Here is a 26,037-nt window from a genome sequence, read left to right as displayed (position 1 = left end):
CCGGCTTCAGTAAAAACCGGCATGATCCATAATCAGTTTCAATAAATTATTGAGAGTCATGGACCGGATCGGCGATATCGGCCTGTTTCTGCGGGTGCTCGACCTGGGCTCGATCAGTGCCGCGGCGCGCAGCCTGGACCTGTCGGTGGCAGTGGCCAGCCAGCGGCTGCAGCGGCTGGAACGCGAGCTGGGCGTGCGCCTGCTGCATCGCACCACGCGGCGCCTGCACGCCACGCCGGAGGGCGCGGTGCTGGCCGAGCAGGGGCGCGCGCTGGTGGACGACCTGGAGGCGCTGGGGGCATCGCTGCGGCAGGCGGGCACCGGTATCACCGGCACCTTGCGGGTGACGACGTCGTCGTCGTTCGGGCGGCTTTACGTCTCGCCGCTGCTGCCGGAATTCCTGGTGCGCCATCCGGGGGTATCGCTCAGCGTCAACCTGAGCGACCACGTGCTGGACCTGGTCAGCGCGGGCTTCGACCTGGCGATCCGCATCGGCGCGCTCGACGACTCGGCGCTGGTCGCACGCCGGCTGGCCAACAACCGGCGGCTGCTGTGCGCGTCGCCCGACTACCTGCGCCGGCGCGGCACGCCGCGCACGCCGCAGGACCTGGCGCGGCACGATTGCCTGCTGCTGGTGGGCAGTCACGGGCGGCAGGATGTGTGGCGGCTGGGCGATGGCGCCGGCGGCGAGGTTGCCGTGCGCGTGCGCGGCCGGATCGAGGCCAATACCGGCGAGCTGCTGTCCGACGCAGCGCTGGCGGGCTTCGGCATCGCGCTGCATTCGGCCTGGCATGTCTGCGCCGACCTGCGGGCCGGCCGGCTGGTGCAGGTGCTGCCCGATTACCCGCTGGCCGATACCGGCATCTACGCGGTGATGCCGCAGCGGCGGCTGGTGCCGCCGCGGGTGCGCGCCTTCGTCGATTTCCTGGCCGAGCGCTTTGGCGACAACCCGCCGTGGGAGCAACTCCGCGGCGGGTGAGCCCAGCCCCTGGCTAGGCCGGCGGCTGCGGCGCGGGGGCGGCGTGGCGCCGGTAGTCGCCCGGCGTCATGCCGGTCCAGCGGCGGAACGCGCGGAAGAACGAGTTGGCATCGTCGAAGCCGAGCCGGAACGCGATCTCGCCGAGCGACAGCGCGCCTTCGCTCAGGTAGTGGCCGGCCAGCTCGCGCCGCGCGTCTTCGCACAGCGTGCGGAAGCTGGTGCCGGCGGCCATCAGCCGGCGCTGCAGGGTGCGCTCGCTGATGTCGAGATGGCGCGCCACCGCGGCCAGGCTCAGGGCGCGGTCGCCGGCGAGCTGCTGCAGGGCGCTGCGCACATCGTAGAGCGAGGCCGCGGCCGGCCGCAGGTCGCGGCTGGCGGCAGGCGCCGCCGGGCTGGAGCGGTCGCGCGCCATCAGCCGCAGCGCCAGGTCGCGGCGGCCGAACACGATCGCGTCTTCGGGCTCGCCAAAGCGCACAGGGCAGTCGAAGGCCTCGGTATAGCGCAGGTGCCAGGCGGGCCGGCCGATGCGCAGCGATACCCGCAGCGGATGCAGCGGCTTGCGCGTGAAGCGCCGGCCGAAGGCCAGCAGCGAGCACAGCTCCATGTCGATGCGCGGCCGGCTGTCGGGCGCCTCGGGATCGCTCGGGCGGATGCAGACCCAGGCTTCGTCGCCCTGGCGGCGCAGCTCGACGCGGTCGCCGGCCAGCAGCTTCTGGTAGCGCGCAATGCGCCGCAGGGCCGTGCCCAATGACGGGCCGGCCATCGCGGGCAAGCCGGCCAGGCCGAGCAGGTCGGGCGGCATCCGGCTGCCCAGCCACAAGCCGATGGCGGGGTCGCCGGTGGCGTGATAGACGGCCAGCAGCAGGTGGATGGCCTGTTGCGGGTCGGCCGCATGCGCGGCGGGTTGGTGGTCGCAGGAGTCGGACTCGGTGTCGGATTCCGGGGCAGGCGCGAGTGCCGATACGTCGTAACCGCCTTCACGCAGCGCGTGCAGCAGGTCACGAGGCAACGGCCCGGCCTGGATAGGCTCTTGTTGTGGCATCGTCGTTTTCTGGCTGGCAAGGTGGCGCAAATGCGCCAGTGCAGCCCCCGGTACGAAAGAGATTACGCGGTGACGATGGCCCCTTCAAGGGCGCGGGGCGGCCGGAAGTGTGTGCCAGGCAGCTTAACGGACATGCGGGGAGGCACCCTTGGATGCCAGGCGACAGGTAGGGCCGCGTCGCTGCTGGCTTGGCGGGTCGCTGCAACCCGTTGCTTAAATTTTGGGCAGTCCGGTGCGGTGGCGCACAGACCGGGGTTTTCGGACGGGGAACGGCAGGATATCCACAGATTCTGTGGATATCACGTCGGAGTTTTCAACATGGGTTTGTGCGGCTGCCGGCAGGCGTGGGAAGCGCGTATGCTGAACAGTTTTGACGGCGCGTGATGCCGCTTTTCCGGCACCGGTGGTTGCCGACGGTTGGCCGGTCACAGCACGATCGGGGCTCATCCATGGCTCATTTTTCGTCATCCTTGGGCTAACGCTGCACGAAACCGGCATCTTTTTTTTCGCGACTCAACCTGCCCGCCGCCATGCGCCATGACCGGTCGTTCGCCTTCCCGTCCCGCCTTGCCGTGTTGCCCATGCTTGCCGCCGCCGTGGCGGTGTCGGGCTGCGTGGCGCAATACCGGGTGCCTGCCGGTGCGCCGTCCGCCAGCGTGCGGCTGGTGACCAGCACCGATGAAAACACCTCGTTCGCCATCGTCGATCCGGCCAGATGCCCGGATCCGGCCCGGCCGCTGGTGCTGGCGGGGATGGGCAGGCAGTTGTCGGCGATGGGAAGGGAGCGCAGCCTGGACATGGCCGGGCGTTCGCCGGAGCCGGCCGCGCGCACGCGTGAACGGCTGGTCGAAGCGGGCCGGCGCATCTATGTGGCGGTGACCTCGGCCGCCGCGCCGCCGCTGCCCGAGATGCGCTGCGCCGCGGGCGTGTCATTCGTGCCGGTGGCCGGCGCGCAGTATGAGATCCGATACCAGCGGGACGAGACCGCCAGCCAGTGTTCGGCGCGGATCTTGCGCCTGCAGCCGCTGGCCGACGGCGGCGCGCGCCTGACGGCCGAGCCGACGCAGCAGGGTTTCAGGGCGCTACGAAAGGATTATGTCTGCCAGGCTTTGTGAAACCCGTCCGGGCTCCCCGGCTGCGGACGGGTTGGCGGGGCAGCGGGCCACCGGCGCGGCCAGCTGAGCCCCGGCGGCAGGCCTGCTTACTGCTCGATCAGGAAGCGCTCCGGACGCTTGCCCAGCCAGGCTGGCGCACGGCCGCGGCCCGACCAGGTCTTGCCGGTCTTGGGATCCATGTACTTCGGGGGCAGGGCGGCGGCAGTCTTGCGCGCGCTGCTGCCGGCGGGACGGCCGCGCTTGCGCGGGGGCAGGATGTCTTCCGCGGTCAGGCCATATTCGGTCATCAGTTCGCGGATTTTATCGATCACGCCCGCCACTTCGTTCGCGCGCACTTCATTCAGCTTGGCTTCCAGCGCTTCCTTCTCAGCCAGGAGTTGCTTGTATGTCGCCATTTATATATCCCCTTTCTGCAATTAGGCCGCTGCATGGTACTAGAAATTCAGGTGACAGGGCACCTGAAAAAATTTTACAAAAAATAACGCAGATTGCACGGACAGATTGTCGGGGCGCTGGTCGGCATCATGGTCATGCCGAATGCGGAAACGATTGCCGCAACCATGGCCGCGACATTGCTTCAGCCAATGGTCGTTTTGCTGTGCCGGGTTTCCATTTTCTTGCCCTCATTCAGGGTCAATCGAAATACGCGCGCCGCCCGGCTTTAGCGCCTAGACTGTTTGTCTGCGCCCCGCGCAGTGCCACGTCACGACTACCGGAGCCCCGTATGAGTCAGCAGATCTTTGTCAATTTACCCGTGCGCGACCTGCCGAAGTCGATTGACTTCTTTACGCAGCTGGGCTTTTCCTTCAATCCGCAATTTACCGACGATACCGCGACCTGCATGATCGTCGGCGACAATATTTTCGTGATGCTGCTTACCGAAGCCAAGTTCCGCAGCTTCTCGCCCAACGACATCTGCGATGCGCGCAAAGCCACCGAAGTGCTGGTTTGCCTGTCGATGGAAACCCGGGCCCGCGTCGATGAAATGGTCAATGCCGCGGTGCTGGCGGGCGGCAATACCTACAAGCCGCCAATGGATCTGGGCTTCATGTACGGCCATGGCTTTCAGGACCTGGATGGCCATGTCTGGGAGCTGGTGTATATGGATATGGCGGCAATGCAGGCGTCGCAGTGAACGCGCCCTCGCGCCGGGCCAGCGCCAAAAAAAACAGCCCGGGAAAGCAGGAAGCCCGGGCTTGAAATCCACCTGGATCGCGGTGGAGGAGACATCTGGTTGTCAGCGTCCCGGCAGCATCCGGGACGCGGTCATGCAGGGTGGTGTCAGATCGCCCAGCCGCCGGCGTAGAACGCCGCCAGCACCACCGCGATCGCCACGGTGCCGAGATTGAGCTTGCGCCATTCGCCGGCCACGATGCGGCCCACCACCAGGGTGCAGAAGCCGAGCATGATGCCGGTGACGATATTGCAGGTCAGCACGATGAACACGGCGCAGACCAGCCCGGCCAGCGCATCGACCAGGTCGTCCATGTGCAGGCGGCTCACGCTCGACAGCATCAGCAGGCCGACGTACATCAGCGCGGGCGCGGTGGCGTACGACGGCACCAGCGCGGCCAGCGGCGAGAAGAACATCACCGCCACGAACAGCAGGCCCACCACCACCGCGGTCAGGCCGGTCTTGGCGCCGGCGGCGACGCCGACGGTCGACTCGATATAGGCCGCGGCCGGGGCGCCGCCGAACATGCCGGAAAAGATCGAGCTGACCGAGTCCGCGGTCAGCGCGCGCCCGCCGTTGTGGATATGGCCGTTGGCATTGAGCTGCCCGGCTTGCCCGGCGACAGCACGGATGGTGCCGGTGGCGTCGAACACCGCGGTCATCACCAGTGCCAGCACGCTCGGCAGCACGGCGGCCGTCAGCGCGCCGCGCACGTCCATGGCGCCGATCAGCGACTCGTGGCCCGGTGCGCTCAGCGACGGCAGCGCGAACACGCCGGTGAACTTCACCGCCGGGTCGAAGGCCAGGCCCAGCGCGGAGATCGCGATGATCACCAGCAGGATCCCGCCCGGCACCTTGCGGCGCTCGAGACCGAAGATCGCGGCCAGGCCCAGCACCGACATCACCACCGGGAACGAGGTGATCTTGCCCAGCGCCACCGGCAGGCCGGCATGCGTGTTCTTGACCACCAGCCCGACTTCATTCGAGGCGATCAGCAGCAGGAACAGGCCGATACCGATGCCGGTGCCGTGCGCCACGCCGGCCGGCAAATTGCGCAGGATCCAGCTGCGCACGCCGGTGACCGAGATCGCGGTGAAGATCAGGCCCATCAGGAACACCGCGCCGAGCGCGACCGCCGGCGACAGGCCCTGACCCAGCACCAGGCCGAAGGCCATGAACGCGGTCAGCGAGATGGCGCAGCCGATGGCGATCGGCAGCTTGGCCCACAGGCCCATCAGCAGCGAGCCGAAGGCCGTGGTCAGGCACACCGCGACAAAGACCGCGCTGGTGTCGAAGCCGGCCTTGCCCAGCATGCCCGGCACGACGAAGACGGCGTAGACCATCGCCATGAAGGTGGTGACGCCGGCCACCACTTCCTGGCGCTGGGTGCTGCCGCGCGCGGTGATCTCGAAGAACGCGTCGAGCCGGCCTTTGACTTCCGGAACGTGGGGGGCGTGGGGGCGTGCGGGATCGGCCTCCGCCGCGGACGACGGATAGGGTTGTTCGATCATGATGAGCTGTCTCCTTGCGGGCGCTGCAACGTCCGTCGTGCGGAACGTCGTCAGGCGGTCTCACGTGGTTCTGGTCTGGGCTGGAGGCGGAAATCCTGGCCAACCCCGCTGTTATCGGTGTGCCGCTTGTCGGTGCCTTCTGTGGGCGTGATCCGGGCAAGGCTGAAGGCTAGGTGAGGCGGCGCCAGCCATCATCACCGGCGCTCAATGCGCGGCATGTGCGACGGGGAATATCGAATGTGATGCCTGAGTATCTCTAGGCGGCGACGCCGCTCCGGGTGGCGTTTTCGGCGGCTGCCATTATCAGGCGACGCTTATACGGCCTATAGGGAATGACCCGGATGCCCGAGGGTCGACTTCTCTATACTAGGGATAACCCTGAGTCGTCTCGTGATCCGGGCCGAATCCCGGCCATAAGTGCTTCATGAGGCACTAAACCTGTTTCCCACCGGAAAGGAAGAATCGCTATGCAAGCACTCGCCGACACCCTTTATCGCCAGCCCGCCAAGTCCAAGGCTGCCAGGCCCGCCGCAGCGGAGCCGGGGCGCGATGTCGCCTATTACGCCCGCATGGGCGGCGGTCTGTCGCTGGCGGCGCGCGTGCGCGCCTACTTTGCACAGGGCTGGACGCTGTACGCGGCCAATGCCCGCGAGGCCGCGCCGATCCGCTGGCTGTAAAAGCAGCGCGCGCTGCTTCAGTACATGCCGGTGCGGGCCATGAACGCCTCCAGCGTCCAGCCGCGCCCGAGCAGCAGCATGCGCGTATGCAGCCCCTCGCGCGTGGCGGCATCGATGGTATCGCCCAGCCACGTCAGCGTCTTGCTGCGCAAATCCACATAGCCCATGGCGTAGTCGGGGGCCAGTGCCTGCCACAAGGCGTGGGCGCCGGCCGACTGCCGCGCGCCGCTCAGCAGGCATAGCCCGCCGTCCAGCGCCCAGCGATAGAGCGCCCGCGCCAGGCCGCGGCGCTGGTAAGCGGGCGCAAACTTGCTATGCGGCGCCCGCACCCACGGATCGGCCCTGCGGCCGACCTCGCTCAGCCGGTTGAAGACGGTATAACCGGCCAGCCGGCGCTGCATCACATCTTCCACATACACGTAGTACTCGCCGTCCGCCTCGCGGTAGCGCAGGCGCAGGCCCGGCGCGCCCGCCGGCAGGGCGGGCATGGCATGGAGGCGGTCGCCCGGCCGGTCGATGCGGCCGTGCAGGGCGTCGAGTTCGCGCTCGATCTCGGCGGGGGCCAGTTCAACGTCGATGCGCAGCTCGAGCGCGCGCGGCAGCGCCGGCGCCGGCAGGCGCAGGGCATGGAAATTCACCATGGCAGTCTCCGATCCGCTCAGGAATTGAGGAGCAGGTAGAGGGCGGCGAGCGCCACCATGGCGCAAAAGGTGTGGCGGTAGAGCGGTGACATGTCTGGCTTTCTCCTGGCTGCATGATCGAGCGGGTGCCGGATGGCATCCGCGACATGGGCCGTGCGGGAAAGCTCAGGGCTGGAGGGTGGCGCCCCGAACTGCCCGCACGGCCAGGAAAAGCACGGCGCGGCGGACCGGGTTGCAGGCGGGAAAGTGCCTGGCCAAGTCAGGGGCAAGGCCTTGCTGCGCGGCGCGTACGCGCACGCCTGCCGCCGGCTGGGCCGGGCGGTTCAGGGTGGCGAAACGGGCGAAGCAAGGCATGGAGGCTGGGGGCGCAATGGTGCGAAGGAACATTGCTTATGCCACACTTCATCGGGAATGTCCAGTCAAGTTGCCGGCTTCCGCGGTGAACGTCGTTTTACTTCGGGTGCTCGCGGCCGGGTGCGAGGGGGCCGGCAGCAGCCATCGTCATCGTTCATTGTGAACACTGTCTACATGTACTAGACTCGGAAACATCGTTCACCCGGCCTTCTTGCAGGAGCCAAGATGACGACTTCCCCCACCCCCGAAACGGATACCGGCCCGGTCCGGCTGCTGGTCGCCACCACCAAGGGCGCCTGGTACCTGACCAGCGACGGCGCGCGCCGCAGCTGGCAGATCGACGGCCCGACCTTCCTCGGCCATACCATCCACCACATCGTGCAGGACCCGCGCGAGCCGTCGCGCCTGCTGATGGCGGCCCGCACCGGTCACCTGGGCCCGACCGTGTTCCGCTCCACCGACGGCGGCCGCAACTGGACCGAGGCGGCGCGCCCGCCCGCGTTCGACAAGGTGCCCGAGGGCGAGACCGGCCGCGTGGTCGACCACGTGTTCTGGCTCACCCCCGGCCATGCCAGCGAGCCTGGCACCTGGTACGCCGGCACCTCGCCGCAAGGACTGTTCCGCAGTGCCGACCATGGCGCGAGCTGGGAGCCGGTGTCCGGCTTCAACGACCATCCGATGTGGCGCGCCTGGACCGGCGGCGAGCAGGACGGCACCCCTGACGGCCCCAAGCTGCATTCCGTGCTGGTCGATCCGCGCGATGCGCGCCACCTGTATATCGGCATGTCCAGCGGCGGCGTATTCGAGAGCACCGACGCCGGCGCCGACTGGAAGCCGCTGAACCGCGGCAGCATCGCCAATTTCCTGCCCGACCCCAACCCGGAATACGGCCAGGACCCGCACTGCATGCTGCAGCATCCCGCCAACCCGGACATCCTGTACCAGCAGAACCATTGCGGCATCTACCGGATGGACCGCCGCGAGGGCGTGTGGAAGCGGATCGGCGAGGCGATGCCGGCCGAAGTGGGCGACATCGGTTTCCCGATCGTGGCGCACCGCCGCGACCCGCGCACGGTGTGGGTGTTCCCGATGGATGGCAGCGATGTGTGGCCGCGCGTCAGCCCGGGCGGCCGCCCCGCCGCCTATGTCACGCGCGACGGCGGCGAGACCTGGCAGCGGCAGGACCGCGGCCTGCCCGCCGAACAGAGCTGGTTCACGGTCAAGCGGCAGGCCATGGCCACCGACGGCCACGAACCGGTGGGCGTGTACTTCGGCACCACCGGCGGCGAGCTGTGGGCCAGCGCGGACGAAGGCGCGGCCTGGCAATGCATCGCCCGCAACCTGCCGCAGATCTACGCGGTCAGCGTGGCGCGTCCGGCCTGAGCGCCGCCGCCGCGCCGGAGGACTCACCATGCAGGTCCGTATCGCCACGCCGCTGTTCTCCTATACCGGACAGCGCGAATATGTCGAGGCCCGCGGCGCCAGCATTGCCGAGCTGCTCGACGACCTCGAGCGCCAGTTTCCCGGCATGCGTTTTCGCATCGTCGACGAGCAGGGCAAGCTGCGCCCGTATATCCGCGTGTTCGTCAACCGCACCCAGCTGATGCGGCTCGATGCGCCGCTGCGGGAGACCGACGAGGTCCATATCCTGCAGGCACTGGCCGGGGGCTAGCGCCCGGCCGCGGCGCCGCTCAACTCCCCGTGCCCCCGGCCGATATCCAGTCATGAACCCTGCCGTGCGCCATCCGCCGCGGCCGCAGGCAGATGACAACGATGGCGGCAACACACCACACGCACGGCACGGGAGCGACGCATGAGCAGTTCCATGAGGGACATCGACGAACGGACTAACCTCACCAACAACAACCAGTTCGAGCTGCTGCTGTTCCGGCTCGGCGAGGCGGAACATTCCGGCCAGTCGGAGCTGTTCGGCATCAACGTCTTCAAGGTGCGCGAGATCCTGGTGATGCCGCCGGTGACGACCGTGGTCGGCGCCGACCCGTCGATCCTGGGCATGGCCGATATCCGCGGCCAGGTGATCCCGGTGATCGACCTGCCGCGGCTGGTGGGCTGCAAGCCGCGCGGCGGCCTGGGCATCCTGCTGGTGACGGAATACGCGCGCTCGACCCAGGGCTTCGCGGTCGAAGCCGTCGAGGAGATCGTGCGGCTGGAATGGAACCAGGTGCATTCGGCCGAGGCCAGCGTGCGCACGGGCCATGTGACCAGCATCGCCAAGCTGGACGGCGGTGCGGACGGGGCCGAGGGCGCCGATGGCAACCCGGAAGCGGCACGCCTGGTGCAGGTGCTGGACGTCGAGCAGATCCTGCGCGACGTGCTGCCGACGCGCCAGCCTGACGTGGATCCGGGCGAGGTCGGACCGCAGCTGCAACTGCGCCCCGGCGCCAAAGTGATTGCCGCGGACGACTCGGCGCTGGCGCGCGGCCTGATCGAGCAGGGCCTGAAGGCCCTGGGCGCGCCAGTGGTGATGACCAAGTCGGGCAAGGAAGCCTGGGAACTGCTCGACCGCATCGCGGCCGAGGCCGCCAGCCACGGCCGCCCGCTCCAGGACGAGGTGGCGCTGGTGCTGACCGACCTGGAAATGCCCGAGATGGACGGCTTTACGCTGACCCGCAAGATCAAGGCCGACAGCCGGCTGAAATCGCTGCCGGTGGTGATCCACTCATCACTGTCGGGGGAGGCCAGCGAAGAGCATGTGCGCAAGGTGGGCGCCGATGCCTACGTGGCCAAGTTCGTCGCCAAGGAACTGGCCGACACCATCCGCGCGGTGCTGACCCGTTAAGCACGCCGTCACGGGGCTCAGCGGCAGGCACAAAATGCAAGCGCCCGCAACCATTCCCGTACGCCGGCTGGTTGCCTATAAAACGGGCACTCCAGCACGTTCCAGCGCGGGCGCGCCCTTCGCGGTTGTCAAGAGGGGGGATATCCACTGTTCCTGTGGATATTTTTTGTGGACAAATCGGGCTCGCCGGTGCGCTCCCGGCCGGCATCAGGCGATGCCGGCCGGGAAGCCCCGACCGCGGCCTGGCGCGGGCTCCCGCGCCGCCGCGCTCCCTGGCGCCGCCGCTCCTCGCTCTCCCTGTTTCCCCGCCCGTCCTGTGCCGTTGCGCTATTTGGGCTGTGCCACCGTGCGCAGGTACGGCTTCAGCGTCTTGAAGCCCTGCGGGTATTTCTTGTTCGCTTCCTCGTCCGAGACCGAGGTCGGGATGATGACGTCCTCGCCCGGCTTCCAGTTCACCGGCGTGGCCACGGTGTGCTTCGCATTGAGCTGCAGCGAATCCAGCAGCCGCAGCACCTCGTCGAAATTGCGCCCCGCGCTCATCGGGTACACCAGCATCGCCTTCACCTTCTTGTCCGGGCCGATGATGAACACCGAGCGGATGGTGGCGTTGTCGACCGCGGTGCGCGGGCCGCCGCCGCTGGCCTCGGGGTGGATCATGTCGTAGAGCTTGGCCACCTTCAGGTCGGCATCGCCGATCATCGGGTAGTTGACGGTACAGCCCTGCGTTTCCTCGATGTCCTTGACCCAGCGCTGGTGGTCGCCCACCGGATCGATGCTCAGTCCGATGATCTTGGTATTGCGCTTGTCGAACTCGGGCTTGAGCCGGGCCATGTAGCCCAGCTCGGTGGTGCACACCGGCGTGAAGTCCTTGGGATGCGAGAACAGGATGGCCCAGCCGTCGCCGATCCACTCGTGGAAGCTGATCTGGCCTTCCGTGGTCTCGGCGGTGAAATCAGGGGCTTGCTCGCCCAGTCGAATCGCCATGGTTGCGCTCCTTGCAGTTGGCTTGGTTTGGAATCGCGCGTCGCCGCGCACGCTTGCCCGCTAATGTCCGCTATCCCGCCATCGCTCCGCCGCTAGCGGAAGACCAGCACCGGGATCGTGCTATGGGTCAGCACCTTGTGTGTCTCGCTGCCGATCAGCAGCGCCTGCAGCCCGCGCTTGCCATGCGACGACATCACGATCAGGTCGCAATCGCGCTGCTGCGCGCAGGCGATGATGGCCTGCCAGGGATGGTCATCGGTGGCGGTGATGGTGTCGCACGGCACGCCGGCCTGCGCCGCGGTGTGGCTGAGCGCGGCCAGGAAGGTGTCGGCGTGGCGCGCGGCTTCGGCGGCGAAGTTGCTCTTGGTGTCTTGCAGGCTGGTCAGCCGGTAGGTCAGCACGTGGTACTCGGGAAGCACATGGAGCCCGGTCACGCGGGCGCCGATGCGGCTGGCGAATGCCATCGCGCGGCCCGCCATGGCATCGGCGCGCGCAGAGCCATCGGTCGGTACTAGGAGGTGCCTGTACATGATGAGCCTCCGCTTGCAGAGAGATACCGCGCCTGCCCGGCGCGTCCGCGCACCGGCGGGCGAGCCAATCCAGTATAGGAATTGCGCGGCATAAGGAACAGCAAGGAACAGCACACCAGCGCGACGCACCACCGTCGGCAGGCAAGCCGGCGGCGCGGCCGGACATTAACATGCTGTTATCATCCGATGCACCTGTACCCCCGCACCGACGGAAGGAACCGACGCATGATTGCGCTGCGCGAAGCTTGGCTGGCCGGATTGTTCCGCCGCGGCAACTGGCTACCGAACCTGGTGTCGGGCGTGATCGTGGGGGTGGTGGCGCTGCCGCTGGCGATGGCGTTCGCGATTGCCTCGGGGGCGAAGCCGGAGCAGGGCTTGTACACCGCCATCGTCGCCGGCCTGGCGGTGTCGCTGTTCGGCGGCAGCCGGCTGCAGATCGCCGGGCCCACCGGCGCCTTTATCGTGGTGCTGGCGGCGGTGACGGCGCGCCACGGAATAGACGGGCTGCAGATCGCTACGCTGATGGCCGGCCTGATCCTGCTGGCGATGGGGCTGACACGCCTGGGCAGCGTGATCCGCTACATTCCCGCGCCGGTGATCGTCGGCTTTACCGCCGGCATCGGCGTGATCATCTTTGTCGGCCAGTGGCGCGATTTCTTCGGGCTGCCGCCGGTGGCCGGCACGCATTTCCATGAAAAGCTCTGGCACCTGCTGCAGGCGCTGCCGCAATGGCACCCGGCCACCACCGCGCTGGCGCTGGGCAGCCTGGCGCTGGTGGTAGGCGCGCCGCGCGTACGCTGGCTGCGGCGCGTGCCGGGGCCGCTGGTGGCGCTGGTGGTGGCCACCGCGGTGCAGGCGCTGTTCCGCTTCGACGGCGTGGCCACCATCGGCACCGCCTTCGGTGGCCTGCCGCGCGGCCTGCCCGTGCCGGCCATGCCGGACATCACGCTGGCGCGGGTGCTGGAGCTGGCCGGGCCTGCCTTCACCATTGCCATGCTTGGCGCGATCGAGTCCTTGCTGTCCGCGGTGGTGGCCGACGGCATGGCCGGCACCCGGCATGATTCCAACCAGGAGCTGGTCGGCCAGGGCATCGCCAATGTGCTGGCGCCGCTGTTCGGCGGCTTTGCCGCCACGGGTGCGATCGCGCGCACCGCCACCAATATCCGCAATGGCGGCAACAGCCCGCTGGCCGGCGTGGTGCACGCGCTCACGCTGGTGCTGGTGCTGCTGTTCCTGGCGCCGCTCGCGGCCAGCGTGCCGCTGGCCGCGCTGGCCGCGATCCTGTTCGTGGTGGCCTACAACATGAGCGAGATGCGCCAGTTCGCCCGCATGGTCCGGCGCGCGCCGCGCGCCGATGTCGCGATCCTGCTGATAACCTTTACGCTGACGGTGCTGACCGACCTGGTGGTGGCAGTCAATATCGGCGTGATCCTGGCCATGCTGCAGTTTCTGCGGCGCATGTCGGCGTCGGTGGAGGTGGCACCCCAGGCCGCCGAGGCGGTGGCGCGCGAACTGGGCGATGCCGGCACCGGCGCGGCGGCGGCAATGCCGTCGGGCGTGCTGGTCTATGTCATCGACGGCCCGTTCTTCTTCGGTGCCGTCGAAGCGTGCGAGCGTGCGCTGGTGCAGACCCATACCGAGCCGCGCGTGCTGCTGATCCGCCTGGGCCGCGTGCCCTTCATGGACATGACCGGCCTGCAGACGCTCGAGGCGGTGATCGTCACGCTGCAGAAGCGCGGCGTCGCGGTGGTGCTGGCCGAAGCCAACCCAAGAGTCAGGGAAAAGCTGGCGCGCGCCGGCGTGCTGGCGGCGCTGGGCGAGGGCAACTACGCGGATTCGCTGGCGCAGGCGGCACAGCGCTGCGCCGCGCTGGCCGAGGACAAGCCAGGCGAGGGCACCGCCACGCGCTGAGTTACTTCTTCTGGCGCGTGCTGCCCGCCGGCTTCGGCTTGGTGGCGTAATCCACGCCGTGCTGCGCCAGGTAATCGCGGATCAGCTGGCGCACCACCTGCGACGGCGTCAGGTCCTGCGCGGCGCACAGTGTTTCAAAGGCCTTCTTCTTGACCGGGTCGATCAGGATGGTCAGGCGGGCGGTCTTGGATTCCATGAGGGTGTGCGGCGGTCCGGGCCGGTGATGGCGGCGGCGATGGGAAGGGCATTATATACAGCGCTGCCGCGGCAACCGAGGGCGGCTGGCACGCGGACGGTTTGCTCCTCTCTCCCGCTTGCGGGAGAGGGAGCACACAGCTGGTACTGGCAAAACCAGTAGTCTTCCTTACTCCGCCATCTCCAGATCCGCGATCACCGCCGCCAGGAAGCGCGCGGCTTCCCCGCCCGTGACCACGCGATGGTCGAAGGTCAGGCTCAGCGGCATCACCCGGTGCACCGCGGGCGCGCCGGCGGCCGCGACCACTTCGTCGCGCACGCGTCCCGCGCCCAGGATCGCCACGGTGGGCGGCACCACGATGGGCGCGGCATAGCGCCCCGCGATCATGCCGAAGTTGGACAGCGTGATGGTGTTGCCGCGCATTTCCTCGGGGGCGATGGTGCGCGCGCGGATGTCGGCGCGCATGCGGTCGAGGCCGTGGCGCAGGTCGGCGGCGTCGCGGTTGCCGACGTCGCGCAGCACCGGCACGAACAGGCCCTCGGGCAGGTCCGCGGCAATGCCGACGTCGATCTTCTTCAGCACGTGGCGGCGCCCGGTTTGCCCTTCATACCAGGCATTGAGCCCGGGCTCGGCGCGGCAGCCGGCCACCAGCGCGCGCACCAGCCGGATGGTGACGTCGGCGCCGGCGTGCCAGGCGTGGATGTCGGCGTCGTCCATCACGGTGGCGGCGGCCACTTCCGCCTGCGCGCGCGCCATGTTCTGCGCCATCGCGCGGCGCACGCCGCGCAGTTCCTCGGGCGCACCCAGCTCGGCCAGCGTGCTGGCGACGCGTTCCACGTCGGCCGCGGTGACCACCCCTTCCGGCCCCGAGGCGGTGGCCATCGCCAGGTCGACGCCAAGCCGGCGCGCCAGCGCGCGCACCGCGGGTGTGGCCTTGACGCGCGCGGCCATGCCCGCCGCGGGCGCCGCGGTGCCGGGTGGCGCTGCTTCGCTGGCCACGTGCGTGCCGACCTGGACCGAGCCCACCACGGTGCCGGCGTCGGCATCGTCGCCGGCACCCTCGAAGGCGACCAGCGGCGCGCCCAGGTGCACGATGTCGCCCGGCTGCGCGAACAGCTTGCCGATGCTGCCCGCATAAGGCGACGGGATCTCGACGATCGCCTTGGCGGTCTCCACCGACAGCAGCGGCTGGTCCGCGGCCACGGTATCGCCGGTCTTGACGTGCCAGGCCACGATCTCGGCCTCCTGCAGGCCTTCGCCCAGGTCGGGCAGTTTGAAGACTCTCATCGGTCCTCCTTGGCAGGCTTGAACATTGCGCGCACTGGCTGGCGCCTACGCCGCCAGCGCCCTGCGCGCGGCATCGACGATGCGCGCGACGCCGGGCAGGTACGTGTATTCCAGCCGCGCCAGCGGCACCACGGTATCGAAGCCGGTCACGCGCTGCACCGGCGCGGCCAGCGAGTACAGTCCCGCATCGGCCAGTTGCGCCGCGATCTCGGCGCCGAAGCCGGCGGTGCGCGGGGCCTCGTGCACGATCACGCAGCGGCCGGTGCGCGTGACCGCGTCCAGGATGGTCTGCATGTCGAGCGGCTTGAGCGTGGCCACGTCGATAACGGTCGCGGTCACGCCTTCGGCGGCCAGCGCGTCGGCGGCGGCCAGCGTCTCCTGCACCATCGCGCCCCAGCTCACCAGCGTAAGGTCGCTGCCTTCGCGCAGCGTGAAGCAGGTATCGAGCGGCAGCGCGGCGCCGTCGTCGGCCACTTCCTGTCGGAACAGCCGGTACAGCCGCGTGGGCTCGAGGAAGATCACCGGATCGGGGTCGGCAATCGCGGCCAGCAGCAGCCCGTACGCGCGCGCGGGCGATGACGGCACTACCACGCGGATGCCCGGCATATGCGCGAACATCGCCTCCGGGCTTTCGGAATGGTGCTCGGGCGCGTGGATGCCCGCGCCGCACGGCGAGCGCACCACCAGCGGGCAGGCCAGGCGCCCGCGCGTGCGGTGCCGCATGCGCGCGGCGTGGTTGATGATGTGATCGACCGCCGGGTAGATGAAGCCGGTGAACTGGATCTCGGCCACGGGTTTGAGCCCCATCGCCGCCATGCCGATGGCCGCGCCGACGATGCCGCCTTCGGCCAGCGGCGTATCCATGACGCGCGCGGCGCCGAAGCGCGCCTGCAGGCCCACAGTGGCGCGGAACACGCCGCCGTTGACGCCGATGTCCTCGCCCAGCAGCAGCACATCGGGATCGTGCTCCAGCGCATGGGCCAGCGCCAGGTTGACTGCTTCGACCAGATTGATTTCCGCCATGGTTCGCTCGCTGTGGGCCGGTTCGATGGAGGAGTGCGGACGAGTGCCCGTGCAGCGGCGGCTAGCCGTGCTGCCCCGGGAAGCGCCGCGCGATCTCCAGTTGCGCCTGCAGTTCGGCCGGCATGGCCGCGTACAGGCAGTCGAACATCGCGGCCGGGTCCGGCGGCGGCATCGCCAGGTAGGCTTCGACCGCCTGCGCCACCTGCTGCGAACACGCCCTGACCAGCGCCTCCTCGCGCGCCGCATCCCAGGCATGCAGCGCCAGCAGGTGGGTGCGCAGCCGCAGCAGCGGCTCGTGCTGCCAGTGCGCCTTGACGCTGGCCTCGTCGCGGTAGCGCGAGGCATCGTCGGCGGTGGTGTGGTCGCCCAGCCGGTAGGTGATGGCCTCGATCAGCGCGGGGCCGCCGCCGTCGCGCGCGCGCGCGATGGCTTCACCGACGCGGTGGCGCACTGCGACCACGTCGTTGCCGTCGACCTGCTCGCCCGGGATGCCCGCGGCAATGGCCTTCTGCGCCAGCGTCTGCGCCGCGGTCTGGCCGCTGCGCGGCATCGAGATCGCCCACTGGTTGTTGTTGATCACGATCACCAGCGGCGCGCGCCAGGCGCCGGCCATGTTCATGCCTTCATAGAAGTCGCCCTTGGAGGTGCCGCCGTCGCCCAGCAGGCAGACCGCCACGCGCGGCTCGCGACGCAGCTGGAACGCGTAGGCGGCGCCGGCTGCGTGGCACACCTGGGTGCCGATCGGCACGCAGTTGGCAAAGTCATGCGGCGCCGCGCCAAAGCCGCTGCCGCGCTCGTCGCCACCCCAGTACAGCAGGCTCTCGGTCATCGTGACACCGCGCACAAACTGCGCGGCGTGGTCGCGGTACGAGGGCACCAGCACATCCTCCGGCCGCATGGCGTAGGCCACGCCCACGCCGATCGCCTCCTGGCCCAGCGCCGAGGCGAAGGTGCCGATCTTGCCGGTGCGCTGCAGCGCGATTGCCTTCAGGTCGAACTGGCGCGTCAGCACCATCGCCTGGTACAGCGGCACCAGTGCGTCAGGATCGCTCGCGAACGGGGGAGGGGAAGCGGTGGTGGGAGTGGTGTCGCCCGGTGGGGCAAGGTAGCGGGTATGGCCGATCTCAAAGCGCGCAACCGTGGACATGGCAGGTCTCTCGATGCGGTTGTCTCGACAGGATCCGCGCGGACCGGGGCGAGGATCTTCGCAGCCCTCCGCGGCAATGATCGCGTTGTGATCCCTGCCGTGCTTTTTGGGCGCGGGGGACTTGAGCTTGAGTGTAGGGCATTTGCGCGGCCGGCGCGGCGCGAAATTGTCTTGCTGCGCACAATGCGGCGATGCCCGCGCGGGCCGCCGCTCAGCCTTGCAGGTGCGGCTGCATCAGCGCGCGGAACCACTCCAGGAACACCGCGAGCCGTGCCGAGCGCTGGCGGCGGTGCGGATAAAGCAGCGACACCGGCATGGTGGGCGGGCGCCAGTCGGGCATGATTTCCAGCAATTGTCCGCTGTCGAGCAGGTGCTGCACGTCGAAGCGCGGGATCTGGATCATCCCGATGCCGGCGAGGCAGCAGGCGATATAGCTTTCGGCATTGTTGACGGAGACGCGCGTTGCCACATCGGCCGCACGCGCGCTGCCATCGGCATCCAGGAATTCCCACGGCAGGTCGCGGCCGGTGCGCGGACTGGCGTAGCCCACCGCGAGGTGGCCGCGGCGCAGATCGGCCGGATCACGGGGCTCGCCGTGTTCGCGCAGATAAGCCGGACTGGCGCAGTTGACCAGCGCGATCCGGCCCAGCGGCCGCACCACCAGGCTGCTGTCGGCCAGCACGCCGAAGCGCACCGCGCAGTCGACGCCCTCCTGCACCAGGTCGATGGCGCGGTCGCTGGAACCAAGCGACAGCTGCAGCCGCGGATGGCGCCGCAACAGTGCGGGCAGTGCCGGTGCCACCAGCCGGCGCGCGATGCGGCTCGGCATATCGACGTTGAGACGGCCGCTGGCCTGGCGCTGGCCGGCGTGGAACAACTGGTCGATATCCTCGACCTCGGCCAGCAGCGGGCGCAATCGTTCGAGCAATTGCGCGCCGTCGGCGCTCAGCCGCACCTGCCGCGTGGTCCGGTGCAGCAGGCGCGTGCCGACCTGGGCCTCCAGGTCCTGCACCGCCGCCGACACCGACGCGCGCGGCAGCCCCAGCGCATGCGCGGCCTTGATGAAGCTGCCCATCTCGGCCACCTGCAGGAATACGCGGTACTGGTCGAATCTGTCCATACGTCTCGCTTGTCGATGGCGCAAGCATACCTGCAATGCGTGCGCGCACCAGAGCGGCGCGGCGGCTTACTTGGTCGTGTACCCGCCGTTGATCAGCATGGTCTGGCCGGTGATCCACCAGCCGTCGCTGACCAGATGGCGGATAAAGGGCACCACATCCTCGATATGCGTCAGTCCCGTCGGCGAGAACGGCGACAGCGCGGCCGCGCTCTTGTGATAGGCCACGGCATCGTCGCCTTCCTGGCCGTAGAAGAACGGCGTGTCCATCGGACCCGGCCCCACCGCCGTCACCGAGATGCCGCGCGCGCCGAACTCCTTGGCCGCGGCGCGGGTAAAGTGTTCAACCGGCGCCTTGGTGCCGGCATAGGCGGCATAGAAGGGCGTGAACGCGCCCAGCAGCGAGGTCACCAGCGTCACGATCTTGCCGTGGTCGTTGACGTGGCGGCCGGCTTCCTTCAGGAAGAAGAACGCGCTCTTGGCGTTGACGGCCGACATCTCGTCGTACTCGGCCTCGCTGATCTCGGCGAACGGCTTCTTCAGTACCTTGCCCACCGTGTTGATGGCGATATCGGGGCGGCCCACCGCGGCCACGGCATCGGCAAACAGCCGCTCGACCGCGCTCGCGCTGGTGAGGTCCGCCTGCAGCGCCACCGCCTGTGCACCGCTTGCCTGGAGCGCCCGGACCGTGGTCTCGGCGTCGGCGCGCGAGGCCGCGCTGTTGTAGTGGATGGCGATGGCGCGCGCGCCCTGGGCGGCCAGGTCGCGCGCGATCAGCCCGCCCAGGTTCTTGGCGCCGCCGGCGATCAGCGCGACCTTGCCGCGGATGGAATGGTCAGCCATGGAAACTCTCCTGTGGATGCGTCGAAGGAGGCTTCAGCTTAGGCGGCCGGGACTGCGGAATAAATCGGCGGGGACTGGATAGATCATCCAGGAAACCAGAACAATGCGCGCAGGGGGGCTCAGCGCTGGTACGGCGGCGGCACGAAGCCGGCAAAGCGCTGTTGCGTCACCGCCTTGAACTGGGCGGACTGGTAGGCCTCGCGGATGTCCCTGACGAAGGGCTTGTTCAGGTCGGCGGTCTTCACCGCGACCAGGTTCATGTAGTAGTCCGGAATCTTCTCCAGCGCCAGCGCCGAGGTCAGCTTCAGGCCCGAGGCCAGCGCATAGTTGCCGTTGACGAAGGCATAGTCGACATCGTCGAGCGAGCGCGGCAGCTGCGCGGCCTCCAGCTGGATCAGCTTGAGCTTGTGCGGGTTGGCGTCGATATCGCGTTCGCTGGCGCGGATCGGATCGGTGCCGGGCTTGAGCGTGACCCAGCCGATCTGCTGCAGGATGGCGATGGCGCGCGCCAGGTTGGTCGGGTCGTTCGGCAGCGACACGGTGTTGCCCGGCTTCACCTCGGCCAGTGCCTTGTGCTTGCGGCTGTAGATGCCGATCGGCGCGGTTGGCACCTGGATCACGTCGCTCAGCGCTAGCTTGCGGTCGGCCGAGAACTTCTTCAGGTAGGCCACGTGCTGGAAGGCGTTGGCGTCGATGGCGCCGTCAGCCAGCGCCAGGTTCGGCTGCACATAGTCGCTGAACTCGACGATGGTGACCTTGTAGCCGCGCTGTTCCAGCACCGGCTTGATGCCATAGCGGATCTGGTCGGCATAGGGGCCGGCGCTGGCGCCGAAGCGGATTTCCTTCTTGTCCGGATCGGCCGCGCCGGCGCCTTGCACCACGCCCAGCGCTAGCACGACTGCCGCCAGCCGCGCGGCCAGGCCGGATTTCCCGTATTGCATCGGATGCTCCCCTTTGATGTGGTGGTGTGGCCGCGGCGTCGCGCCGTGGCATCGGGCCATTGTATGGAAAAGCAGCCAATGGACGAACGAGCGTTTACGCATGGCGATATGCCCGCGCGGTATAAGGCCTACGCTGTAGGAACGCGTCACGCGTCTCTGCGTCTGCAAGCCATGGGAGGCCGCCATGCCCGAACAACTGACCAAGCATCCCGACGTCACCATCCAGGTGCTGCGCAGCGCCGGCGCCCGCTGCGGTGAAGGCGAGACCCAGGCCATCCTGCGCAGTTGTCCGCCGGCGCGCTTTTGCAAGCTGCCGGGCGGCGAGGTCTGCGTGTATGGCCTGGATGGCGCGCCCGCGATGACGCAGTTCACCGCCGCCGACTGGCAGTCGCTGGCGCCGCTGGCGCGGGGCGGCGCCGAAGATGCTGGCGCGGGCGCATGGAGTGGCATGGCGGCGGCGATCTTTTTTGCGGGACTGGTAGCCGGTGCGCTGGCCGCCGCAGTGCTGGCGCGCTGGCGGCGCGGCCGTCGCCGAGGTTAGTTGCGGCTGGCGTGCGGTTGTCGCTGGCATGGTGTTTGCGGCGATTCCCCGGCCATGACACCGCTTCCGTCCGCTTCCGACCACTTCCGCCTGCTGGAGAACGGCGAGGAGTATTTTCCGTGCGTGTTCGACGCCATTGCGCACGCGCGCGAAAGCGTACTGCTGGAAACTTTTATCCTGTTTGAAGACGAGGTAGGCCACAAATTGCACGCGGCACTGCTGGCCGCGGCGCGCCGCGGCGTGCGCGTGGCGCTGACGGTGGACGGCTTCGGCTCGCATGACCTGTCGCCGGCCTTTATTGCCGGGCTGGTCGATGCAGGCGTGCAGTTCTGCACATTTTCGCCGCGGCCGCGGCTGTTCGGGGTGCGCACCCACATCTTCCGGCGCATGCACCGCAAGCTGATCGCCGTCGATGCCGAGGTGGCGTTCGTCGGCGGTCTCAATTTCTCGGCGCAGCACCTGTACCAGTTCGGGCCGCTGGCCAAGCAGGACTATGCGGTGGAAATCCGCGGGCCCTTTGCACGCCGGGTGCACGACTTCCTGGTGCGCGCGATGCCAGGCGCGTGTCCGCCGCTGCCGCCCTTGCCCAAGCCTGCGGCCGCACGCGAGGGGCCGGATCCGCGCACTTACGACGCACGCGTGAACCTGGTCACGCGCGACAACCACCGCCACCGCAACGACATCGAATTTGCCTACCTCGACGCGATCCGCGCGGCGCGGCGCGAGGTCATCATCGCCAACGCTTACTTCCTGCCGGGCTACCGGCTGCTGCATGCGCTGTGCGAGGCCGCCGCGCGCGGCGTGCGGGTGCGGCTGCTGCTGCAGGGCAAGCCCGACATGCCGTGGGTGGCGCGCGCTGGCGGCCTGCTCTACGCGCATCTGCAGGACGCCGGCGTGCAGATCCTCGAATACGTCGAGCGGCCTTTCCACGGCAAGGTCGCGGTGGTCGACGACAACTGGGCCACGGTCGGCTCCAGCAACCTCGACCCGCTGAGTCTGTCGCTGAACCTCGAGGCCAATCTCGTGATCCGCGATGAAGCCTTCGCGTGCCACCTGCGCGGCCGGCTCGAAGCGCTGATCGGCGCGCGCTGCCGCGCGGTGCCGCCGGGGCTGAAGTCGCCGCGCAACCGCCTCGATGCGCTGGGCGCGACGCTGATGTTCCACTTCCTGCGGCGCTTCCCGGCCTGGGCGGGCTGGCTGCCGGCGCACGCGCCCCGGCTGGTGCAGCCGATGCCGGGCGGGCGGCGCAACGCGCGGCGCGTGGTGGTGTTGCGCGGAGGCGCGGAATGACGGGCGCCGAGGCCCTGACCGCCATCCGCCAGCATGCGCACTGGCCGGCCTGGCGCCGTGCCATCGGCATCCTCTTCATTGCCGCCGTGCTGGCGCTGATCGCGCGCAAGCTGGGCACCATCGACTGGAACGCGGTGCTGGAAGCGCTGCGCGGCTTTAACGCGCGCACGCTGCTGCCAGCGGCCGGCTTCGTGGCACTGAGCGGGCTGCTGTACAGCCAGTTCGACGTGCTCGGCTGCCGCTATGCCGGGCACCCGCTGCCGCTGCGCCGGGTGATGGCGATCTCCTATGTCAGTTACACGCTCAGCCTCAACCTGGGCGCCACGCTGGGCGGCGCGGGCGTGCGCTACCGGCTGTACTCGCGCGCGGGGCTGAGCGCGCCGCAGATCTGGAGCCTGTTCGTGGTGGTGGTCACCACCAACTGGCTTGGCTATGCCGTGCTGGCGGGCGCCATCCTCGCCGGCGAACTGGTGGTGCTGCCGCCGGAGTGGGGCATTCCCGCGGCACTGACGCGGGTGCTGGGCATGCTGATGCTGGCCCTCCCGGCCGCTTACCTGGCCGCGTGCGCGCTCTGGCACGGCCGCCACCGTACCGTGCGCGACCACGACATCTATATGCCCACGGTGCGCTTCGCGGCGTTGCAATGCGCGCTGTCGGCGGCCCACTGGATGTCGATGGGCGCGATCCTGTACGCGCTGCTGCATACGCATGCGACCTACTTCACGGTGCTTGGCGTGCTGCTGGCGTCCGGGCTGGCGGGGGTGGTAGTGCGCATCCCCGGCGGGCTGGGCGTGATCGAGACCGTGTTCCTGACCATGCTGGGCGACCAGGTGCCGCACGGGCTGCTGCTCGCGGCGCTGATCGCGTATCGGGCGTTGTATTACCTGATTCCGTTGATGATCGGATCAGTGAGCTATTTCGTGCTGGAGGCGCGGGGCAAGCGCGGTGACGAGGAAGCGGTGAAGTGATCGGCTAGTGCGAGCGCCTACCCTCTCCCCCGGCCCCTCTCCCGCGGGCGGGAGAGGGGAGCAAACCAGCGGTAGCGGGCATGGCTGGAGGTCAGGCCGCTGCCAGCGCGCGGTCCAGGTCTTCGATCAGGTCGTCGATATGCTCGATGCCGATCGACAGCCGTACCATGTCCTCGCTGACGCCCGCCGCCTGCAGTTCTTCGGCGTTGAGCTGGCGGTGCGTGGTCGATGCCGGGTGGGTGGCCAGCGACTTGGCATCGCCGATATTGACCAGCCGCGTGAACAGCTGCAGCGCATCGAGGAAGCGCGCGCCGCCCTCGCGGCCACCTTGCTTCAGCCCGAACGAAAGGATGCCGGGCCCGCGGCCGCCCAGGTATTGCTGCACCAGCGCGTGGTCGGGGTGATCCGGCAGGCCGGCAAAATTGACCCACGCCACCTTGGCGTGCTGCTGCAGGTGGCGGGCGATCGCCAGCGCATTGTCGGTGATGCGGTCCAGCCGCAGCGCCAGGGTCTCGATGCCCTGCAGGATCAGGAACGCGTTGAACGGTGACAGCGCGGCGCCGGTATTGCGCAGCGGCACCACGCGCGCGCGGCCGATATAGGCGGCCGGCCCCAGCGCTTCCGTATAGACCACGCCGTGGTACGACACGTCCGGCTCGTTCAGGCGGCGGAAGCGCTCCTTGTGCTGCGCCCACGGGAACTTGCCGCTGTCGACGATGGCGCCGCCGACGCTGTTGCCGTGGCCGCCCAGGTATTTCGTCAGCGAATGCACGACGATATCGGCGCCATGCTCGAACGGCCGGCACAGGTAGGGCGACGGCACCGTGTTATCGACGATCAGCGGCACGCCGTGGTTGTGCGCGACGCGCGCGATCGCGGCGATATCGACCACGTTGCCGAGCGGATTGCCCACCGACTCGACGAACACGGCCTTGGTGCGCGCATCGATCAGGTCGCCGAAGCTGGCCGGATTGCGGCCGTCGGCAAAGCGGGTCTCGATGCCCGACTGCGGCAGCGTGTGCGCCAGCAGGTTGTAGGTGCCGCCGTAGAGCTGGCTGGACGAGACGATGTTGTCGCCGGCCTCGGCAATGGTCTGGATCGCATAGGTGATCGCCGCCATGCCGGACGCCAGCGCCAGCGCCCCCACGCCGCCCTCGAGCGCGGCCAGGCGCTGCTCGAGCACGTCGTTGGTCGGGTTCATGATGCGGCTGTAGATATTGCCGGCCACCTTCAGGTCGAACAGGTCCGCTCCATGCTGCGCGTTGTCGAAGGCGTAGGCGACGGTCTGGTAGATCGGCACGGCCACCGCGCGCGTGGTGGGATCTGGCGAATAGCCGCCATGGACGGCCAGGGTTTCGAGTCTCATCTTCTTCTCTCTTCTTCTCGCTGTTGGGTGCCGGACCGGCGCGCGGGGGGCAGTGCCTGCCCTGGCGCCGGGCATGCCGAGCAGTGCGCCGCACGGGCGCACCAGGCCGTGCGATGGTACCAGCCGGCCCGCGCACGCCCCTGCGGCGTGGCTGCTATGGTTGCCGACGGCGCTCGCGCGAGGCAAGGAAGCTTATTGCATTTGGATATGCGCGGCGCCGCGGTCATGCCCCGACCGCGAGCGGCGGTTCGAGCTGCTGCCAGCGCAGGTTCTCCGGCCGGCGCAGCCCCAGGTGCTCGCGCAGCGTGGTGCCCGTATAGCGCTCGCGGAACAGCCCGCGCCGGCGCAGCTCCGGCAGCACCAGTTCGATGAAATCATCGAGCCCGCCCGGCAGCCAGGGCGGCATGACATTGAAGCCATCGGCGGCCTCGCCCTCGAACCATGCCTGCAGCTGGTCGGCGACGGACTGCGGTGTGCCGTAGATCGACCAGTGGCCGCGCGCGGTGGCCACGCGCAGGCACAGCTGGCGGATGGTGAGCCCCTCGCGCCGGGCCAGGCCGGTAACCAGCTGGAAGCGGCTCTTGGCGCCGTTCGGCTCGGCCAGGTTGTCGGGCAGCGGGCCGTCCAGCGGATAGCCGCTCAGGTCGATCCCGCCCAGGTGCTGCGACAGCAGGGCCAGCCCCACCGACGGATGGATCAGGTTTTGCAGCGCTTCGAATTTCTCGTGCGCCTCGGCCTCGCTGCGGCCCACCACCGGGAACACGCCCGGCAGGATCTTGAGCTGGTCGGGCGTGCGGCCATAGCGCGCGAGCCGCGCTTTCAGGCCGCGATAGAAGGCCTGCGCATCGGCCAGCGACTGCTGCGCGGTGAAGATGACCTCGGCGGTGCGTGCGGCCAGCTCCTGCCCGGCCTCGGACGAGCCGGCCTGCACGATCACCGGATGGCCCTGCGGCGGGCGCGCGACGTTGAGCGGCCCGCGCACCTGGAAGTGCGCGCTGCGATGGTCCAGCGTGTGCAGCTTGTCCGCATCGAAATGCCGGCCGCTGTCCTTGTCATACAGGAAGGCATCATCCTCCCAGGTGTCCCACAGCCCGGTGACCACGTCGACGAACTCCTCGGCACGGGCGTAGCGGTCAGCGTGCGCGGGATGACGCTCGAGGCTGAAGGTACGCGCCTCGGCATCCGACCACGATGTCACCACGTTCCAGCCCGCGCGGCCGCCGCTGAGATGGTCGAGCGAGGCGAACTTGCGCGCCACATGAAAGGGCTCGTTGTAGGTGGTGGAGACGGTCGCCACCAGGCCGATGCGCTGCGTCACCGCCGCCAGTGCCGACAGCAGCGTCAGCGGCTCGAAGGTGGCGGCGCGCGCGGTGCGCGGCAGGGTGGCATCGTCCATGCCGCGGATGGCGACGCTGTCCGCCAGGAACAGCGCATCGAACCCCGCGGCCTCGGCGCGCTGCGCCAGTGCGATGTAGTGCGCCAGGTTGCGCCCGGCATCGGCCTGCGCGCCGGGATGGCGCCACCCGGCGACATGGTGCCCGGTGGCCTGGAGAAAGGCGCCCAGATGCAGCTGGCGCGGCGGCTTTTGCGATGACATCGA

The 26,037-nt window shown here is 68.9% G+C and carries 27 protein-coding genes; 11 read left to right on the top strand and 16 right to left on the bottom strand.

Annotated features, from left to right (window positions below):
* Positions 1-58 precede the first annotated feature (58 nt).
* Complete coding sequence (locus MKD38_RS05195) at positions 59-979, top strand: LysR family transcriptional regulator (protein WP_252674974.1); 921 nt, start codon at positions 59-61, stop codon at positions 977-979.
* A gap of 13 nt (positions 980-992) precedes the next feature.
* On the opposite strand, the gene MKD38_RS05190 is transcribed toward MKD38_RS05195, so the two are convergent.
* A complete protein-coding gene (locus tag MKD38_RS05190) occupies positions 993-2,021 on the bottom strand; it encodes an AraC family transcriptional regulator (protein ID WP_252674973.1) in 1,029 nt (342 codons plus the stop codon).
* A gap of 213 nt (positions 2,022-2,234) precedes the next feature.
* Positions 2,235-2,468: a hypothetical protein gene (locus MKD38_RS05185; protein WP_252674972.1), complete on the bottom strand. Its 234-nt coding sequence runs from the start codon at positions 2,466-2,468 to the stop codon at positions 2,235-2,237.
* A 134-nt stretch (positions 2,469-2,602) separates the two neighbouring features.
* On the opposite strand from MKD38_RS05185, the gene MKD38_RS05180 reads away from it, so the two are divergent.
* Positions 2,603-3,136, top strand: coding sequence for a hypothetical protein (locus MKD38_RS05180; RefSeq protein WP_252674971.1), 534 nt, complete (start codon positions 2,603-2,605; stop codon positions 3,134-3,136).
* 86 nt (positions 3,137-3,222) lie between these two features.
* Here MKD38_RS05180 and MKD38_RS05175 read toward each other — a convergent pair whose 3' ends face one another.
* Positions 3,223-3,531: an H-NS histone family protein gene (locus MKD38_RS05175; RefSeq protein WP_252674970.1), complete on the bottom strand. Its 309-nt coding sequence runs from the start codon at positions 3,529-3,531 to the stop codon at positions 3,223-3,225.
* A gap of 329 nt (positions 3,532-3,860) precedes the next feature.
* Here MKD38_RS05175 and MKD38_RS05170 point away from each other — a divergent pair, with 329 nt between their 5' ends.
* Positions 3,861-4,271, top strand: a complete 411-nt coding sequence (locus tag MKD38_RS05170) for a VOC family protein (RefSeq protein ID WP_252674969.1) — start codon at positions 3,861-3,863, stop codon at positions 4,269-4,271.
* A gap of 146 nt (positions 4,272-4,417) precedes the next feature.
* Here the strand turns inward: MKD38_RS05170 and MKD38_RS05165 are convergent, their stop codons facing one another.
* Positions 4,418-5,821 (bottom strand): NCS2 family permease, encoded by a 1,404-nt coding sequence (locus tag MKD38_RS05165; protein WP_252674968.1) that lies wholly within the window; start codon positions 5,819-5,821, stop codon positions 4,418-4,420.
* A gap of 467 nt (positions 5,822-6,288) precedes the next feature.
* Between MKD38_RS05165 and MKD38_RS05160 the strand changes: the two genes are divergently transcribed.
* The gene (locus tag MKD38_RS05160; RefSeq protein ID WP_252674967.1) at positions 6,289-6,498 is read left to right on the top strand and encodes a hypothetical protein; all 210 of its coding nucleotides are present in this window, start codon (positions 6,289-6,291) and stop codon (positions 6,496-6,498) included.
* Between the two features lie 17 nt (positions 6,499-6,515).
* Here MKD38_RS05160 and MKD38_RS05155 read toward each other — a convergent pair whose 3' ends face one another.
* Positions 6,516-7,139 carry an N-acetyltransferase gene (locus MKD38_RS05155; RefSeq protein WP_252674966.1) on the bottom strand — a complete coding sequence of 208 codons (624 nt, stop codon included), beginning with the start codon at positions 7,137-7,139 and terminating at the stop codon, positions 6,516-6,518.
* 579 nt (positions 7,140-7,718) lie between these two features.
* Here MKD38_RS05155 and MKD38_RS05150 point away from each other — a divergent pair.
* From MKD38_RS05150 to MKD38_RS05140, 3 genes are all read left to right on the top strand, one after another.
* Positions 7,719-8,876 carry a beta propeller repeat protein gene (locus MKD38_RS05150; protein WP_252674965.1) on the top strand — a complete coding sequence of 386 codons (1,158 nt, stop codon included), beginning with the start codon at positions 7,719-7,721 and terminating at the stop codon, positions 8,874-8,876.
* 28 nt (positions 8,877-8,904) lie between these two features.
* Positions 8,905-9,165, top strand: a complete 261-nt coding sequence (locus MKD38_RS05145; RefSeq protein ID WP_116296932.1) for a MoaD/ThiS family protein — start codon at positions 8,905-8,907, stop codon at positions 9,163-9,165.
* 141 nt (positions 9,166-9,306) lie between these two features.
* Positions 9,307-10,293, top strand: coding sequence for a chemotaxis protein (locus MKD38_RS05140; protein ID WP_252674964.1), 987 nt, complete (start codon positions 9,307-9,309; stop codon positions 10,291-10,293).
* A gap of 327 nt (positions 10,294-10,620) precedes the next feature.
* Here MKD38_RS05140 and MKD38_RS05135 read toward each other — a convergent pair whose 3' ends face one another.
* Positions 10,621-11,277 carry a peroxiredoxin gene (locus tag MKD38_RS05135; protein ID WP_252674963.1) on the bottom strand — a complete coding sequence of 219 codons (657 nt, stop codon included), beginning with the start codon at positions 11,275-11,277 and terminating at the stop codon, positions 10,621-10,623.
* Between the two features lie 92 nt (positions 11,278-11,369).
* Positions 11,370-11,807: a universal stress protein gene (locus MKD38_RS05130; protein ID WP_252674962.1), complete on the bottom strand. Its 438-nt coding sequence runs from the start codon at positions 11,805-11,807 to the stop codon at positions 11,370-11,372.
* A 225-nt stretch (positions 11,808-12,032) separates the two neighbouring features.
* Between MKD38_RS05130 and MKD38_RS05125 the strand changes: the two genes are divergently transcribed.
* Entirely contained in the window at positions 12,033-13,718 is a 1,686-nt protein-coding gene (locus tag MKD38_RS05125) for a SulP family inorganic anion transporter (RefSeq protein ID WP_252674961.1), read from the top strand.
* Between the two features lies 1 nt (position 13,719).
* Here MKD38_RS05125 and MKD38_RS05120 read toward each other — a convergent pair whose 3' ends face one another.
* The 7 genes from MKD38_RS05120 to MKD38_RS05090 form a co-directional block, all read right to left on the bottom strand.
* Entirely contained in the window at positions 13,720-13,914 is a 195-nt protein-coding gene (locus MKD38_RS05120) for a ribbon-helix-helix protein (protein ID WP_018006421.1), read from the bottom strand.
* Between the two features lie 168 nt (positions 13,915-14,082).
* Positions 14,083-15,201 (bottom strand): dihydrolipoamide acetyltransferase family protein, encoded by a 1,119-nt coding sequence (locus MKD38_RS05115; RefSeq protein WP_252674960.1) that lies wholly within the window; start codon positions 15,199-15,201, stop codon positions 14,083-14,085.
* Between the two features lie 45 nt (positions 15,202-15,246).
* On the bottom strand, positions 15,247-16,224 hold the full coding sequence (locus MKD38_RS05110) for an alpha-ketoacid dehydrogenase subunit beta (protein ID WP_252674959.1): 978 nt from the start codon (positions 16,222-16,224) through the stop codon (positions 15,247-15,249).
* A gap of 61 nt (positions 16,225-16,285) precedes the next feature.
* Positions 16,286-17,371 carry a pyruvate dehydrogenase (acetyl-transferring) E1 component subunit alpha gene (gene pdhA, locus MKD38_RS05105; RefSeq protein WP_252674958.1) on the bottom strand — a complete coding sequence of 362 codons (1,086 nt, stop codon included), beginning with the start codon at positions 17,369-17,371 and terminating at the stop codon, positions 16,286-16,288.
* Positions 17,372-17,582: 211 nt separating this feature from the next.
* Positions 17,583-18,491 carry a LysR family transcriptional regulator gene (locus MKD38_RS05100; RefSeq protein WP_252674957.1) on the bottom strand — a complete coding sequence of 303 codons (909 nt, stop codon included), beginning with the start codon at positions 18,489-18,491 and terminating at the stop codon, positions 17,583-17,585.
* A gap of 66 nt (positions 18,492-18,557) precedes the next feature.
* Positions 18,558-19,331 (bottom strand): SDR family oxidoreductase, encoded by a 774-nt coding sequence (locus tag MKD38_RS05095; protein WP_252674956.1) that lies wholly within the window; start codon positions 19,329-19,331, stop codon positions 18,558-18,560.
* A gap of 119 nt (positions 19,332-19,450) precedes the next feature.
* Positions 19,451-20,272 (bottom strand): MetQ/NlpA family ABC transporter substrate-binding protein, encoded by an 822-nt coding sequence (locus MKD38_RS05090; protein WP_252674955.1) that lies wholly within the window; start codon positions 20,270-20,272, stop codon positions 19,451-19,453.
* A gap of 184 nt (positions 20,273-20,456) precedes the next feature.
* On the opposite strand from MKD38_RS05090, the gene MKD38_RS05085 reads away from it, so the two are divergent.
* Genes MKD38_RS05085 through MKD38_RS05075 form a run of 3 tightly spaced genes read left to right on the top strand, consistent with a single transcriptional unit; the run spans position 20,457 to position 23,071 of the window.
* Positions 20,457-20,813: a hypothetical protein gene (locus MKD38_RS05085; protein WP_252674954.1), complete on the top strand. Its 357-nt coding sequence runs from the start codon at positions 20,457-20,459 to the stop codon at positions 20,811-20,813.
* A gap of 54 nt (positions 20,814-20,867) precedes the next feature.
* Positions 20,868-22,103 (top strand): cardiolipin synthase ClsB, encoded by a 1,236-nt coding sequence (gene clsB / locus MKD38_RS05080; RefSeq protein ID WP_252674953.1) that lies wholly within the window; start codon positions 20,868-20,870, stop codon positions 22,101-22,103.
* Positions 22,100-23,071 carry a lysylphosphatidylglycerol synthase domain-containing protein gene (locus MKD38_RS05075; RefSeq protein WP_252674952.1) on the top strand — a complete coding sequence of 324 codons (972 nt, stop codon included), beginning with the start codon at positions 22,100-22,102 and terminating at the stop codon, positions 23,069-23,071. The genes clsB and MKD38_RS05075 overlap by 4 nt, the downstream gene beginning before the upstream one ends.
* 91 nt (positions 23,072-23,162) lie before the next feature.
* Here MKD38_RS05075 and MKD38_RS05070 read toward each other — a convergent pair whose 3' ends face one another.
* Both MKD38_RS05070 and MKD38_RS05065 read right to left on the bottom strand, forming a co-directional pair.
* Positions 23,163-24,437 (bottom strand): O-acetylhomoserine aminocarboxypropyltransferase/cysteine synthase family protein, encoded by a 1,275-nt coding sequence (locus tag MKD38_RS05070; RefSeq protein ID WP_252674951.1) that lies wholly within the window; start codon positions 24,435-24,437, stop codon positions 23,163-23,165.
* Positions 24,438-24,660: 223 nt separating this feature from the next.
* Positions 24,661-26,034, bottom strand: coding sequence for an LLM class flavin-dependent oxidoreductase (locus MKD38_RS05065; RefSeq protein ID WP_252674950.1), 1,374 nt, complete (start codon positions 26,032-26,034; stop codon positions 24,661-24,663).
* Positions 26,035-26,037 lie beyond the last annotated feature (3 nt).

Origin of the sequence: Cupriavidus sp. WGlv3, assembly GCF_023952475.1 — a bacterium.
Lineage (GTDB): Bacteria > Pseudomonadota > Gammaproteobacteria > Burkholderiales > Burkholderiaceae > Cupriavidus > Cupriavidus phytorum.
Note: the sequence above shows the minus strand (reverse complement) of the source record. Positions and strands in the feature narration are given on the sequence as shown.

Excerpts from the sequence above, each read along its gene's own strand:
- MKD38_RS05195 (WP_252674974.1), top strand. The coding sequence starts at position 59 with ATGGACCGGATCGGCGATATCGGCCTGTTTCTGCGGGTGCTCGACCTG.
- MKD38_RS05190 (WP_252674973.1), bottom strand. The coding sequence starts at position 2,021 with ATGCCACAACAAGAGCCTATCCAGGCCGGGCCGTTGCCTCGTGACCTG.
- MKD38_RS05185 (WP_252674972.1), bottom strand. The coding sequence starts at position 2,468 with ATGAGCCCCGATCGTGCTGTGACCGGCCAACCGTCGGCAACCACCGGT.
- MKD38_RS05180 (WP_252674971.1), top strand. The coding sequence starts at position 2,603 with ATGCTTGCCGCCGCCGTGGCGGTGTCGGGCTGCGTGGCGCAATACCGG.
- MKD38_RS05175 (WP_252674970.1), bottom strand. The coding sequence starts at position 3,531 with ATGGCGACATACAAGCAACTCCTGGCTGAGAAGGAAGCGCTGGAAGCC.
- MKD38_RS05170 (WP_252674969.1), top strand. The coding sequence starts at position 3,861 with ATGAGTCAGCAGATCTTTGTCAATTTACCCGTGCGCGACCTGCCGAAG.
- MKD38_RS05165 (WP_252674968.1), bottom strand. The coding sequence starts at position 5,821 with ATGATCGAACAACCCTATCCGTCGTCCGCGGCGGAGGCCGATCCCGCA.
- MKD38_RS05160 (WP_252674967.1), top strand. The coding sequence starts at position 6,289 with ATGCAAGCACTCGCCGACACCCTTTATCGCCAGCCCGCCAAGTCCAAG.
- MKD38_RS05155 (WP_252674966.1), bottom strand. The coding sequence starts at position 7,139 with ATGGTGAATTTCCATGCCCTGCGCCTGCCGGCGCCGGCGCTGCCGCGC.
- MKD38_RS05150 (WP_252674965.1), top strand. The coding sequence starts at position 7,719 with ATGACGACTTCCCCCACCCCCGAAACGGATACCGGCCCGGTCCGGCTG.
- MKD38_RS05145 (WP_116296932.1), top strand. The coding sequence starts at position 8,905 with ATGCAGGTCCGTATCGCCACGCCGCTGTTCTCCTATACCGGACAGCGC.
- MKD38_RS05140 (WP_252674964.1), top strand. The coding sequence starts at position 9,307 with ATGAGCAGTTCCATGAGGGACATCGACGAACGGACTAACCTCACCAAC.
- MKD38_RS05135 (WP_252674963.1), bottom strand. The coding sequence starts at position 11,277 with ATGGCGATTCGACTGGGCGAGCAAGCCCCTGATTTCACCGCCGAGACC.
- MKD38_RS05130 (WP_252674962.1), bottom strand. The coding sequence starts at position 11,807 with ATGTACAGGCACCTCCTAGTACCGACCGATGGCTCTGCGCGCGCCGAT.
- MKD38_RS05125 (WP_252674961.1), top strand. The coding sequence starts at position 12,033 with ATGATTGCGCTGCGCGAAGCTTGGCTGGCCGGATTGTTCCGCCGCGGC.
- MKD38_RS05120 (WP_018006421.1), bottom strand. The coding sequence starts at position 13,914 with ATGGAATCCAAGACCGCCCGCCTGACCATCCTGATCGACCCGGTCAAG.
- MKD38_RS05115 (WP_252674960.1), bottom strand. The coding sequence starts at position 15,201 with ATGAGAGTCTTCAAACTGCCCGACCTGGGCGAAGGCCTGCAGGAGGCC.
- MKD38_RS05110 (WP_252674959.1), bottom strand. The coding sequence starts at position 16,224 with ATGGCGGAAATCAATCTGGTCGAAGCAGTCAACCTGGCGCTGGCCCAT.
- pdhA (WP_252674958.1), bottom strand. The coding sequence starts at position 17,371 with ATGTCCACGGTTGCGCGCTTTGAGATCGGCCATACCCGCTACCTTGCC.
- MKD38_RS05100 (WP_252674957.1), bottom strand. The coding sequence starts at position 18,491 with ATGGACAGATTCGACCAGTACCGCGTATTCCTGCAGGTGGCCGAGATG.
- MKD38_RS05095 (WP_252674956.1), bottom strand. The coding sequence starts at position 19,331 with ATGGCTGACCATTCCATCCGCGGCAAGGTCGCGCTGATCGCCGGCGGC.
- MKD38_RS05090 (WP_252674955.1), bottom strand. The coding sequence starts at position 20,272 with ATGCAATACGGGAAATCCGGCCTGGCCGCGCGGCTGGCGGCAGTCGTG.
- MKD38_RS05085 (WP_252674954.1), top strand. The coding sequence starts at position 20,457 with ATGCCCGAACAACTGACCAAGCATCCCGACGTCACCATCCAGGTGCTG.
- clsB (WP_252674953.1), top strand. The coding sequence starts at position 20,868 with ATGACACCGCTTCCGTCCGCTTCCGACCACTTCCGCCTGCTGGAGAAC.
- MKD38_RS05075 (WP_252674952.1), top strand. The coding sequence starts at position 22,100 with ATGACGGGCGCCGAGGCCCTGACCGCCATCCGCCAGCATGCGCACTGG.
- MKD38_RS05070 (WP_252674951.1), bottom strand. The coding sequence starts at position 24,437 with ATGAGACTCGAAACCCTGGCCGTCCATGGCGGCTATTCGCCAGATCCC.
- MKD38_RS05065 (WP_252674950.1), bottom strand. The coding sequence starts at position 26,034 with ATGTCATCGCAAAAGCCGCCGCGCCAGCTGCATCTGGGCGCCTTTCTC.